The sequence below is a fragment of the Paenibacillus agricola genome (assembly GCF_011440305.1).
In the GTDB taxonomy this organism is placed as follows: Bacteria; Bacillota; Bacilli; order Paenibacillales; family NBRC-103111; genus Paenibacillus_S; species Paenibacillus_S agricola.
The window spans coordinates 528,209-540,951 of sequence record NZ_JAAOIW010000001.1 but is presented as its reverse complement, the minus strand read 5'-3'; the positions used below and the strand labels follow the sequence as shown (position 1 = coordinate 540,951).

The window sequence follows — 12,743 nt, the reverse complement described above, 5'->3', positions numbered from 1 at the left end:
CCTGAGATGAGCCGAGTGTAATTCCGAATGAAAGTGCAAATTATTTATTTGCATTTATATGTTTATTGCCATATATGGCAATAATATTTCGGTATGGTTACTATCATCTGTGATGCCACCTCTACTTTGATGTAGAGGTTTTTTTGATTTTATTAGATGAGCAGAGGAGAGAGCTAAGATGTATACACCTGAACTTAAAGAAGTTATCCGTTTGTCCAAGCAATATAATTTGATTCCCATCGTGCGTACCTTAATGGCCGATACGGAAACGCCGATCCGCGTATTCCAGCATTTTTACAATGAGAAACGTGCATTCCTGCTGGAAAGTGTGGAGGGTGGAGTTAAATGGGCGCGATATTCATTTATCGGAACGGATCCTTTTATGATGATTACAGCCAAAAATGGCACTGTGGAAATTGAAACCCAGCAGGAAAAGAAGCATACGCTGGAAAAGCCGATCGATGTGCTGAAGGCGTATCTGCGTTACTACCAAAGTCCTTCATTGCCGGATCTTCCTAGGTTTACGGGTGGGGCGGTTGGTTTCTTCGGCTATGATTTGCTGCAATATTACGAAAAGCTGCCAGCCCATCGTGTAGATGACCTGCAGATGAACGATATTCAATTTATGTTTTGTGACCAGGTGATCGTGTTTGACCATTACAAGCAGCAGCTTAAAGTGATCGCTAACGTGCATATTCCCAAGCAAGGTACAGATGCAGATATTGCCGCGGCCTATGAAGCAACAACCGCTAAAATCGAAGAAACCATTGAGCGGTTAAGGCGTCCTTTACCTGGGCTTTCGATGTCGCAGCAGCCAATTCCTGAGGATGTTGAAGTAGGCGAAGTGAAGTCGAACTTGACCAAAGAGCAATTTATCGACAATGTAGAAAAAGCGAAGGAATATATTCGCGCGGGTGATATTTTCCAAGTTGTGCTTTCCCAGCGGTTTGAGATCGAGACAGACGTATCGCCACTTCATGTATATCGGATTTTGCGCACCTTGAATCCTTCACCCTACATGTATTGCTTGAAGATGGATGATGAGGTCATCGTGGGTACGTCTCCGGAGCTGTTAGTCCGTGTAGAGGACGAGAAGGTGGAGACCCGTCCAATAGCAGGCACACGCCCTAGGGGGAAAACACCGGAGATGGATGCGGCTTATGAGCTGGAGCTGCTTGCTGATGAGAAGGAGCGGGCAGAGCATTTGATGCTTGTGGATCTTGGGCGTAACGATATTGGCCGTGTGGCGGAATTTGGCTCGGTGCACTGCGATACATTCATGCAGGTCGAGCGTTATTCGCATGTTATGCATATCGTGTCCAATGTATCAGGCAAAATTGCCAAGGACAAAGACTTCTTCGATGCTTTTCTATCCTGCATGCCTGCAGGGACCGTATCCGGTGCACCCAAGCTAAGAGCGATGCAGATTATAGCTGAGGTAGAAAATGAGGCGCGTGGTGCTTATGCAGGAGCAATTGGATATCTTGGGTTTTCCGGGAATTTGGATACCTGCATTACGATCCGTACGATTATTTTCAAAAATGGTAAGGCGTACGTCCAAGCAGGTGCAGGCATTGTATGGGATTCGGTTCCAGAGAGCGAATATTTGGAGACTGTCAATAAAGCGGCAGGCATGCTGAAATCGATCCGCACCGCTGAGATTGTATTTGCCCAAAAGCCCCATATGAGCTCGGTCATTAACCATGACTATTACAAATAAATAATCAGAATCTGCCGTGCAAGCTGCAAGGGAATAAGCCTTATTCACTTATAGCTAAAGGTTAGAGAAAGGAAGTTAGAGCTATGGAACATAAAATTACGATTCAGCAAGCCATTCAAAAAGTAATAGGCTCTGAGCATTTGACCCGAGCGGAAGCAACCGGAGTAATGTCGGATATTATGGATGGCTTAACAACCCAGGCACAAATCGGTGGGCTGCTTACTGTGCTTCGAATGAAAGGTGAAACCATTGAGGAAATTACCGGCTTTGCCGAGGCGATGCGTGCCAAAGCTAACCAAGTGTTGACGGAGCAAAATCATTTGCTCGATACATGCGGAACTGGCGGCGACGGAGCCGATACCTTCAATATATCGACTACCGCAGCGATCGTTGCTGCAGCAGGAGGCATACGGGTCGCCAAGCATGGCAATCGTGCGATGTCGAGCAGAAGCGGCAGCGCGGATGTGCTGGAAGCGCTAGGGGTCAATATTAACCTTGACCACCACCTTGCAGCCCGCTGCTTGGAGCAGGTAGGAATTTGCTTTATGTTTGCGCAAAAGTACCACCAATCGATGAAGCATGCTGCCGGCCCCCGTCGGGAACTAGGGGTTCGCACCGTATTTAATCTACTGGGCCCACTGACCAATCCAGCGGGTGCAGACCGGCAGGTGCTTGGTATTTTTGACCGCGGTAAAGCGGAAACGATGGCGTATGTGATGCAAGCATTGAATGTGAAACGCGCTCTTGTAGTCGCTAGCTATGATGGGCTGGATGAGATTAGTATTTCCGATGCCACACAAGTGACTGAGCTGAAAAACAATGAAATTACAACCTATGACATTACTCCGGATTTGCTCGGTCTAAAGCAATATAGCTTAGAAGAAGTAATCGGCGGAGACGCGGCGGCCAATGCAGAAATTATCCTAAATGTTTTTCGAGGGATGACGGGAGCTTGCCGCGATATCGTGCTGGCCAATGCAGGAGCTTGCTTTTATGTAACCGGTAAATGTAATACACTGCAAGAGGGTGTGAAGTACGCAGCCCATGTGATCGATTCAGGGCAGGCCACCTCAAAGCTACAGCAATTAGTCCAATGTACGGGAGAGCTTAGCCATGTTTCTAGATAAAATTGTCGATACCAAGCAACAAGAGGTTGCTTTATTAAAAGAAAAGCGGACGTTAGCTGATTTGGAAAAGACGATCGCTTCCCTTCCAGCTTGCCTTGGCTTTGAACGTGCACTAACCACCAACCGTAACCGAGCAATGGGTCTGATCGCCGAGGTGAAGAAGGCCTCTCCATCCAAAGGCCTGATTCGGGCTGATTTTGATCCGGTTACCTTGGCTCAAGCCTATGCGAATGCGGGAACAGATTGCATATCGGTATTGACAGATGTCGACTATTTTCAAGGCTCGAACGCCTATTTGCAAGCGGTAAGAGCGGCAGTGGGCGTGCCGATCCTGCGAAAGGATTTTACAATTGATATCCACCAAATTTATGAGGCACGTGCAATCGGCGCCGATGCGATACTATTGATCGCGGCTATTTTGACTACGGAGCAGATGAAGCAGTTCTCCCGTGAAGCAGAGGCTATTGGCTTGGATGTACTTGTTGAGGTGCATGATAAAGAAGAGCTTGACCGCGTCTTGGAGCTTAACACCACGTTGATTGGCATCAACAATCGGAACTTACAAACATTCGTTACAGATTTAAAAACGACGGAGGAGCTAATTGCCTATATTCCCAAAGCGGTAACGGTAGTTAGCGAAAGCGGCATTTCCCAGCCTGCTGAGCTTGCCTATCTACAATCGGTTGGCGCTCAGGCGCTGCTGATTGGCGAGCATTTTATGCGGCAGCCCGTCATAGAGCAGGCTGTGCATGACCTGATGGGCACCTTTACGGCGAAAGGATAGGAATTAGCCATGAGCCATGTGAAAATATGCGGATTACAGCAGCCAGCTATGGTGGAAGCTATTATGCATTTACCGATCGATTATATCGGTTTTGTATTTGCGAAGAGCAAACGACAGGTCACTTCAATACAGGCGGGGCTTATGATTGAAGTTTTGGAAGGGCGCCGAGCAATAGGGCTCCCTGCTCCGCTGTCTGTTGGTGTATTCGTCAATCCATCACAAGCAGAGCTGTTGTCAATTATGAAGGAAGCTAAGCTTGATGTTATCCAGCTCCATGGACAGGAAAGCCCGGAGTTATGCCGTTGGGCAAAGGACATGTTTCCTAGGGTAGAGGTGTGGAAGGTTGTATCTGTGGTTGCTTTGGAGCAAGTCAGTGGAAGCCATGCGGCAGTTGGAATGGAAATTTCGGGGAAGCCGGCAGCCAATATAATGGATTCCACAGTAGCTAACAGCCGTGTTTCTGACTTGCTGCAGCCTTACCAAGCATCGGTAGATGCCTTTCTTTTGGATACGTTTGATCCGGTTTATGGCGGGGGCTCAGGCAAAACCTTTGCATGGGAAGCGATCCCGCCTTATCAAGCTTGGTGCAGGGAGGCAGGACTTAAGCTAATCGTGGCTGGCGGCCTTGTGGCTGATAATGTACGAGAGCTTCTGGACGCTTATGAACCCGATGGGGTTGACGTTTCGAGTGGAGTGGAAACAAACGGGGTAAAGGATATAGATCAAATAATTCGATTTGTCGAAAGGGTGAAGCATCGTGATTAATGTACCTGATGAGCAAGGAAGATTCGGTAAATTTGGTGGACGCTATGTGCCAGAAACGTTGATGAATGCTCTAATCGAGCTGGAGCAGGCTTATAAAACGTTTGTGAAGGAAGAGAAGTTTCAGCAGGAGCTGCATAATCTCTTGCATCAATATTCGGGCAGACCAACCTCATTGTTTTATGCGGAGCGATTATCTGCACATTTGGGCGGAGCCAAAATTTATTTAAAAAGAGAAGATTTAAACCATACAGGCGCGCACAAGATCAACAACGCGTTGGGTCAAGGGCTTCTTGCCAAATGGATGGGCAAGAAAAAGCTGATTGCCGAAACAGGAGCAGGCCAGCATGGAGTAGCTACCGCTACTGTCGCAGCTTTGCTTGGTTATGAGTGCAAGGTATTTATGGGCGAGGAGGATATGAAACGCCAGCAATTAAACGTATTTCGGATGAATTTATTGGGCACTGAGGTTGTTCCTGTTTTGTCAGGGACTAGGACCTTAAAAGATGCTTGCAACGAAACACTTCGTTATTGGGTCAGTAATGTAGATGACACCTTTTATATACTAGGCTCGGCAACTGGCCCCCACCCTTATCCAATGATGGTCCGTGATTTCCAGCGTATAATTGGCGACGAGTCACGCAGGCAAATATTGGAGCAGGAAGGTCGTCTGCCTGACACCATCATTGCCGCTGTTGGCGGAGGCAGCAATGCAATTGGTATCTTCTATCCGTTTATTCAGGATACCAATGTACGATTGATTGGTGCTGAAGCGGCTGGTAAAGGTATCGATACAAAGCTGCATGCTGCAACGATGACGATGGGAAGCCATGGTGTATTCCAAGGCTCCATGAGCTACTTGCTGCAGGATCAGCATGGACAAGTTCAAGAGGCGCATTCCATTTCCGCGGGCTTGGACTATCCCGGAATCGGACCGGAGCATGCCTATTTGAAGGATTCAAGCCGTGCGGAATATTATCCGATCACGGATCAGGAGGCACTGGATGCCTTACAGCTGTTAAGCCGCACGGAAGGCATTATTCCTGCGCTTGAAAGTGCGCATGCCATCGCCCAGACGATGAAGATAGCACCGACCATGGGCAAGGACGAGATTATTATCGTAAGCTTGTCAGGCCGTGGCGACAAGGACGTAGAGGCGATTATGAAGCATTTGGGAGGTACTACTGATGAATCGCATTGACCGTAAGTTTGTTGAGCTAAAAGAACAGAAGCAAACGGCGTTTATTCCGTTTCTGACCATTGGGGATCCGGATGTCCGTACTTCAATTGACATTATTAAGCAATTGGAGCAATCCGGTGCAAGCATTATCGAGCTGGGTGTTCCCTATTCGGATCCGCTGGCAGATGGACCGGTCATCCAGCGATCTTCCCAACGTGCGCTTAGCAGCCATCAAATATCAATTAAGGATTGTATTGAAGCTGCAAGGATAGCACGTAGTGAAGGCAGCGAGCTGCCTTTTATCCTATTTACGTATTATAATCCAGTGCTGCAGCTTGGCCTGGAAACGATATTCCCGATGCTGGTAGAAAGTGACATCAGCGGACTTATTATTCCTGATCTTCCTATGGAAGAGGATGAAGAGGTGCAAGCTCTTGCCCGGCAATATGGGATTCACCTGATCCCTTTAGTGGCACCGACATCCAAAGAACGCATCCAGCGCATTGTTTCCCGAGCATCGGGTTTTGTTTACTGCGTATCGTCCTTAGGGGTTACCGGAACAAGAACGCAATTTCATAGCGGGATTGACGAATTTATCGAGACGGTTAGACAGTCTACTGCACTACCCATTGCTGTTGGCTTTGGAGTTTCGACAAATGAGCAATTTGCTAAATTTGCCACAAGCTGTGATGGTGTTGTCGTAGGCAGCGCACTTGTGAGGCAGGTGGAGGATGTATTGCCTTTATTCGCAGATCCAGCCACACGTCCACAAGCACTTTTACAAATTGATGCCTTTGTGAAGGATTTAATACAGTTGCCTTAGTATTAGTAGTAAGTTAGAATAGTGGTTACTATGGATTAACAACCCTTGAAATGGAGTGACTTTTGTGCAACCTAAGAAAAATATTGTCCATCTCCCGGTTTATAAGCCAGGCAAGCCAATGGAAGAAGTGAAAAGAGAATTAGGATTAACGGAAGTCATCAAGCTTGCTTCCAACGAGAATCCATTTGGCTGCTCGCCTAAGGCGAAAGAAGCCATTATTGCCAATATCGACCAAGTCAGCATCTACCCCGATGGTGGCGCTGTTGACTTAACGGCTGCTGTAGCGAAGAAATTCCAAGTGGAAACCAACCAGGTTATTTTTGGCGCAGGCTCTGACGAAATTATTTTAATGCTGGCACGCGCATTTTTAGTTCCAGGCGACGAGACGATTATGGCGTTCCCGACATTTCCACAATACAAGCATAATGCTGAAATTGAGGGTGCCGTATGTATAGAAGTACCTTTAAAGGAAGGGTCGCATGATTTACCTGCCATGCTTGCCCAAATTAACGACCGCACCAAAATTGTCTGGTTATGCAACCCTAATAACCCAACGGGTACAATGAATGATCACCAAGAAGTAGTTAATTTTTTAAACGCAGTTCCAGCCCATGTACTTGTCGTGCTTGACGAAGCCTATGCCGAGTATAATGTAAGCGGGGAATATCCCGATAGCATAGCTTTGATTAAGCAATTTAAAAATACGATCATGCTGCGTACCTTTTCCAAAATCTATGGTTTAGCCTCCTTGCGGATTGGCTATGGCATCGGCCACCCTGAAGTGGTTCGTTCAGTCAATCAGGTGAGGGAGCCCTTTAACACGACAGGATTTGCCCAAAAAGCAGCGCTTGCCGCGATTCATGACGAGCAGTTTATTGAGGATTGCCGTAATGCGAATGCCCAAGGGATCGTTTATTTATCAGAGAAGTTTACTGAGCTGAAGTTGCCCTTTTATCCGGCGCATGGTAATTTCATGATGGTCGACGTCCAGCGTTCAGGGGCTTTAGTTTTTGATGCACTGCTGCGCAAAGGACTTATTATTCGCCACGATCCTTCATGGCAATTGCCGACTATGATTCGTGTAACGGTAGGAAGCCAAGAGCAAAACGAAAAATTTATTAACGCGCTGCAAGAGGCGCTTCATGAAGTGGCTGTAGGCGTATAGGCGGAAGGTTCTAGGAGGGCTATAGTTTCTCATGATAAAAATCGCTATATTTGGCGTAGGCTTGATCGGTGGCTCCTTGGCGTTATGCTTTAAAGGGAAGCCAGAGATTCATGTTGTAGGTCATTCTATTAATCCAAAGTCAGTAGAGAAATATTTGAAGCACGGGGTAGTCGACCATGCCACAGTTTCGCTGGAGGAAGCAGCAACGGATGCAGATTTTATATTTCTTTGTGTCCCGGTCGGCAATCTAGAAGAGTATTTGATCAGGTTATCCCAGATCAAGCTTAAGCCTGGCTGCATCATCACGGATGCAGGCAGTACAAAGGCATCGATTACAGCATGCGCGGAAAAGCTCAGCTTCGCTGACGCTTATTTTATTGGCGGCCATCCCATGGCAGGCAGCGAGAAGTCCGGCGTGGAGGCGGCGAGCTCACATTTGTATGAGAATGCTTTTTATGTGCTTACTCCGATGGAAAATACTCCGCAGGAGGTTTATGATCGCCTTGCTGGACTCTTAAGATGGACAAGGGCTCATATTATTAAGGTGGATGCGAGCTTACATGATGATATTGTTGGAGCGATCAGCCATTTGCCCCACATTATTGCTGTAGCATTGGTCAACCAAATTGCCCGCTATAATGAATCGAATAATTTATACGAAAATTTGGCGGCAGGTGGCTTCAGGGATTTAACGAGGATTGCTTCAGGTGATCCTATTCTTTGGAGAGATATTCTTAGTGATAACCGAGAGGTTCTTCTAAAGCTCTTAGGGGATTGGAATGCGGAAATTAGCCGTTTTATCGAATTGCTTGAACATAATGACGGTGCCGGGATTGAATCCGAATTCCGCCAAGCTAACGAGTTTCGCAGCGGGTTACCGGAGCGGCGCAAAGGTGTGCTTTCCTCGATATTTGAAATCTATGTAGATGAGGTTCCCGACCATCCGGGGATTATCGGGCAAATTACGATGTTACTAGGCAATAATAAGATCAATTTGAGCAATATCCATATTATCGAAAGCCGTGAGGATGTGCCAGGTGTGTTGAGGCTGTCATTTCGTGAAGAACAGCATATGGATCGGGCGATTAAGCTGCTTGAAAATGAAAATTACACGATTCATGTGTAATTTTTTTTTTTTAGCTACCATTTTAAATAATTGAAGCGTTTTCAAAATATTCATTGACAGATTGTAACCGTATACATATAATAAAAGTACAGTATGGTTTCTCTCCACTCCTATCCGAAACTCTTGCACCTTGTGCAGCCACCTTTTCAGAAAAGGTGGTATTTTTTTGTGAAATTTTATCAATATTGTCGATAAAGCAGGAATTTCGAACTTGTTAACGAATCCATATAAGTCTGATTTTAAAAAATTAATATAATCGGCGCAACTTTTTTACTCCCGCATAGTAACAATAAGTAGAATCGCTGGGGGTAGCAAGGAATCACAAGGAGGGTCGTATTGAATGACCGATTCCCAGTTGATCAGAGAGATCAAAGATGGTAATGTACAGCTTTATGATGAATTAATGCGGCGCTACGAACGTAAAATTTTGGCATTCATCTACCACATGCTAAAAAGCGCACATTTAGATTCGATGGCTGAAGATTTATGTAACGAAACCTTTTATAAAGCGTACCGCAGCCTAGCCTCATTTAGGGAAATAGAGGCGACTTTTTCAACATGGCTGTATACGATAGCTAGAAATACCGTGCTTAGTGAGCTACGTAAAAATAATAATGTGAAAATGTCATTGGATCAAAGCGGTTATGAGCCGCAGGCCTCCTCTGATTCTATGCCTGAAATTAGCGTGTTGCGGAATGAGAAAGTTTCTATGGTTCGGGATGCGATTAATAATTTGCCTGAAAAGCAGCGTTCAGCGCTAATCATGCGTGAATATGACCAAATGGATTATCAGGAGATTGCTAACATTCTCGGTCAAACGGTTAGTTCGGTCAAGTCCTTATTGTTTAGGGCAAGAGCTAGTGTAAAGCTTCAACTGGAACCATACTTTCTTGATCCGGTTTTTGAGGAGTATGAAGGGATGAAACGATGATGAAATGTGAAGAAATTCAAGAGTTGCTTGGTGCTTACTGGGATTTGCCAGAGCATGATTTAAAGAGGCGTAGGGTTGACGAACATATTTTACATTGTGAGAGCTGTGCCGCTGAATTCCAAATGTGGCAGGAAAGCACTGAGCTTATAAAAAGTGCTGGTGAAGAGAATGAGCCCTATGCAAGCCCCACACCTATTTCGCGCAGTGTCATGAATCGGATTTATGAGGATGAATCTTGGAGAGTTCCCATTACGGACAGGAAGTATGCATTTTCCTTCAAGCTCCGCAGGAATATGACAGCCGTTATTGCTTTTTGTTTAGCCTTGTTTATAGTATCCTTCGTTTATTCGATTAACTATCAGCAAACCGGAGACATTGTTGCCATATCGCCGGATTCTTCTTCGGTCATTGGTCGAATGAGTGATCCTGTGGTAGTAGCTGGAAGTAAGGCGGAATCGATGAATGTACGTACGATGCCCTCAGCGGTAGCTAGCTTGAAGGGATTCAGTGAACCTTTTATGTATCAAGTTGGACCTATCCATACGTACAAGGATTATTTATTGTTCCTCTCTTTGCTCGGTCTCACCTGCACCTTGCTTATTATGAACTGGCTATCAAGAACAAGATCATAGCATGGAGAGGAGCCCCTTTGGGCTCTTTTCTACATTAGAAAGAGAGTGAATTAAATTGATAAAAGTGGGCTTCATTCGACATGGAACAACAGAATGGAATTTGGCAGGCAGGATGCAAGGCCATATGGATACGGAGCTTGCAGAAATCGGAATTAAACAAGCTGAGCGGTTAGCTTCTCGCTTAAAGCTGGATGAATGGGATGGCCTGATGTCAAGCGATTTGATTCGTGCCAAGCAAACGGCACAAACCATCTCCGAGGTCACAGGAACTCCGTTTCTGGGAACAGATTCACGATTGCGGGAACGGCATTTTGGGCAGTTGGAAGGGACGACGCTCGAGGATCGCATTACCTTATTTGGTGAAAGTTGGAGAGAACAGGATTTAGGGCTTGAGAGCGATGAACTCCTTTTGCAGCGATGGTTTTCATTTTTTGAAGAGCTGGAAGCGAACCATCCTGGCAAGCGAATATTATTGGTTAGCCACGGGGGTTATATAGCCCCCGTGCTTGAGCATATTATGGGTAAGCCAATAACCTCGCATCTGAATAATACCTCACTGACTGTGATGGTGCTATCAGAGGGGCAAGTCTGGAACTGTCACTTATTAAATTGCACGGCACATCTGGATGATACTAACAATCCACAGTAGGGCTTGCACAATAAAAGAGCCGTCAAGGGCGTTCCTCCCTGGCGGTTCTTTTATTTCTCATTTAAAATATTTTTCGAAAATCGCGTTTAAATCCGCAGCTTTTTCCAATAATGGTACTAAGCCATTTATGGAGGTATCAGCCGATGAATTTAGCAGATATGTTAAGCTATGCCGATATTCATGACTTAAGCCGGATTGCCGCAACCTATAACTGCGAGTGTAACGGCCATTCGAAAAACGAGCTCATACAGTCCATTCTGGCAACTGTTAGCCGCCGCGACGTATTTGAACAGCAAGTGACGCGTTTGCCAATAGAGGACATCCGGTTTTTAAACTCATTGATCTTTGATAAAGGTGGCACCTTCAACATAGAGGAGCTTGTCGCAAGAGTCCAACAAAGCCGATTCGTCAAGGCCAAGGAGGAGGAGCAGGACACCTGGAATCCTAGAGAGATGATTAGCAGGTTTAAGCAACAAGGCTGGCTATTTAATGGCTATTCGCGAGATACTCGATATTTGTTTCAAATACCAGCAGATTTGAAGGCCAGATTCAGTGAAACGTTGATGAAGCAGTTTCAGCAGCATGTTGTATCAGTAAGCGAGCCAAACGTTTATCGCGATGAGCAGCGGCTAATTATCGATGATATCCGCCAGTTTTTGCAATTTGTCCATGAGCAGGAGGTGCTGTTGACCGCCGAAAATTATATGTACAAACGGCAGCTACAGCAGCTGCTGGAAAGGCTGTCGGTAAAGGAAGCCATGATTGCCAAAACCGCTTGGCGCTTCGGGTACGGACGGATGGCCAAGGAATACCCAAACCGTTTCTCCTTTATATATAATTATTGCTATTTCCATGGATGGATTACGGAGTATAACCAGACGCTTACACTTAGCACAAAAGGTAAGGAATGGATCGCTAGCGATTCCGAAGAGGATTTGCTGCAAGTATACCGATTTTGGCTGAGGCTTTACAAAGGAGCGATACCGAATCTCCAATCCCTAGTGTTTTGGTTGGAAAAGCTGGTTCCCACATGGGCGACTGTAGCTTCTTTAAAGGAAGTGCTGATTCCTCTCATTCGCCCCTTTTATTACGATACAGCGGATAGCATATTGGAACAACGGATTTTGCAAATGCTGATGCACTTGGGCTTGTTGCGCATTGGCGAGCATGAGGAAAGTGGCACAGTCATTCAGTTATCAAAACTGGGACGAAGTATCATTAAGGGGATTTATGTGGCAAATGAAGATTTAACCGCAATACCATTTGACAACATTTGAAGCGATTGATAGAATCACACCCATATCGAAGGAAAAAGGGGTTGCGCTTCATGTTACATAGTTATAACGGAATTTACCCGAAGGTGCATGCTAGTGTGTTTCTAGCAGCGGGTGTACAAATTATTGGAGACGTTACGATTGAAGAAGGCGCAAGCATCTGGTTCAACACGGTGCTGCGCGGCGATTTGGCACCAATCCGGATTGGGCGCAACAGCAATATCCAGGACGGGTGTATCGGTCATGTCAATGTCGACCAGCCTCTGCTTATTGGTGAAGAAGTGTCAGTAGGACATGCAGCTATTATACACGGTTGCCAGATAGGTAAAGGCACATTAATCGGGATGGGGGCTATTGTACTAAACGGTGCGGTGATTGATGAATATGCTTTAATAGGAGCGGGGGCTCTGGTTACTGAAAATAAACAGATTCCATCTCGCACACTTACGCTTGGGACGCCTGCTAAGGTAATTCGGGAGCTTGCCGAATCGGATCTGTTGCGTATGCAACGTACAATGGAAAGCTATGTAGCTAGAGGTGAGGAATACCGTTTGCAGGAGAAGCTATAGT

General features: G+C 45.9%; 13 protein-coding genes. All 13 read left to right on the top strand.

Going from position 1 to position 12,743, the window contains the following annotated elements; translation table 11 throughout:
• Nucleotides 1-178: 178 nt before the first annotated feature.
• The 13 genes from trpE to G9U52_RS02535 all read left to right on the top strand — a co-directional run bounded on the left by trpE (nt 179) and on the right by G9U52_RS02535 (nt 12,742).
• Nucleotides 179-1,720, top strand: coding sequence for an anthranilate synthase component I (trpE, locus tag G9U52_RS02595; RefSeq protein WP_166145691.1), 1,542 nt, complete (start codon nt 179-181; stop codon nt 1,718-1,720).
• Between the two features lie 83 nt (nt 1,721-1,803).
• Complete coding sequence (trpD, locus tag G9U52_RS02590) at nt 1,804-2,847, top strand: anthranilate phosphoribosyltransferase (RefSeq protein ID WP_166145688.1); 1,044 nt, start codon at nt 1,804-1,806, stop codon at nt 2,845-2,847.
• Nucleotides 2,834-3,631: an indole-3-glycerol phosphate synthase TrpC gene (gene trpC, locus G9U52_RS02585; protein ID WP_166145685.1), complete on the top strand. Its 798-nt coding sequence runs from the start codon at nt 2,834-2,836 to the stop codon at nt 3,629-3,631. Before trpD ends, trpC begins: the two co-directional genes overlap by 14 nt.
• 9 nt (nt 3,632-3,640) lie before the next feature.
• The gene (locus G9U52_RS02580) at nt 3,641-4,396 is read left to right on the top strand and encodes a phosphoribosylanthranilate isomerase (RefSeq protein WP_166145682.1); all 756 of its coding nucleotides are present in this window, start codon (nt 3,641-3,643) and stop codon (nt 4,394-4,396) included.
• Nucleotides 4,389-5,594 carry a tryptophan synthase subunit beta gene (gene trpB, locus G9U52_RS02575; RefSeq protein WP_311764794.1) on the top strand — a complete coding sequence of 402 codons (1,206 nt, stop codon included), beginning with the start codon at nt 4,389-4,391 and terminating at the stop codon, nt 5,592-5,594. Before G9U52_RS02580 ends, trpB begins: the two co-directional genes overlap by 8 nt.
• Complete coding sequence (gene trpA / locus G9U52_RS02570) at nt 5,581-6,396, top strand: tryptophan synthase subunit alpha (RefSeq protein ID WP_166145679.1); 816 nt, start codon at nt 5,581-5,583, stop codon at nt 6,394-6,396. Before trpB ends, trpA begins: the two co-directional genes overlap by 14 nt.
• A 64-nt stretch (nt 6,397-6,460) precedes the next feature.
• Nucleotides 6,461-7,561 carry a histidinol-phosphate transaminase gene (hisC, locus tag G9U52_RS02565; protein WP_166145676.1) on the top strand — a complete coding sequence of 367 codons (1,101 nt, stop codon included), beginning with the start codon at nt 6,461-6,463 and terminating at the stop codon, nt 7,559-7,561.
• A gap of 31 nt (nt 7,562-7,592) precedes the next feature.
• Nucleotides 7,593-8,687, top strand: a complete 1,095-nt coding sequence (locus G9U52_RS02560) for a prephenate dehydrogenase (RefSeq protein WP_166145673.1) — start codon at nt 7,593-7,595, stop codon at nt 8,685-8,687.
• 340 nt (nt 8,688-9,027) lie between these two features.
• A complete protein-coding gene (locus G9U52_RS02555; protein WP_166145670.1) occupies nt 9,028-9,618 on the top strand; it encodes an RNA polymerase sigma factor in 591 nt (196 codons plus the stop codon).
• Nucleotides 9,615-10,250, top strand: a complete 636-nt coding sequence (locus G9U52_RS02550) for an anti-sigma factor family protein (RefSeq protein ID WP_243767087.1) — start codon at nt 9,615-9,617, stop codon at nt 10,248-10,250. Before G9U52_RS02555 ends, G9U52_RS02550 begins: the two co-directional genes overlap by 4 nt.
• Before the next feature lie 64 nt (nt 10,251-10,314).
• Entirely contained in the window at nt 10,315-10,899 is a 585-nt protein-coding gene (locus tag G9U52_RS02545; RefSeq protein ID WP_311764805.1) for a histidine phosphatase family protein, read from the top strand.
• 143 nt (nt 10,900-11,042) lie between these two features.
• Nucleotides 11,043-12,176, top strand: a complete 1,134-nt coding sequence (locus G9U52_RS02540; protein WP_166145664.1) for a hypothetical protein — start codon at nt 11,043-11,045, stop codon at nt 12,174-12,176.
• A gap of 50 nt (nt 12,177-12,226) precedes the next feature.
• The gene (locus G9U52_RS02535; RefSeq protein WP_166145661.1) at nt 12,227-12,742 is read left to right on the top strand and encodes a gamma carbonic anhydrase family protein; all 516 of its coding nucleotides are present in this window, start codon (nt 12,227-12,229) and stop codon (nt 12,740-12,742) included.
• Nucleotide 12,743 lies beyond the last annotated feature (1 nt).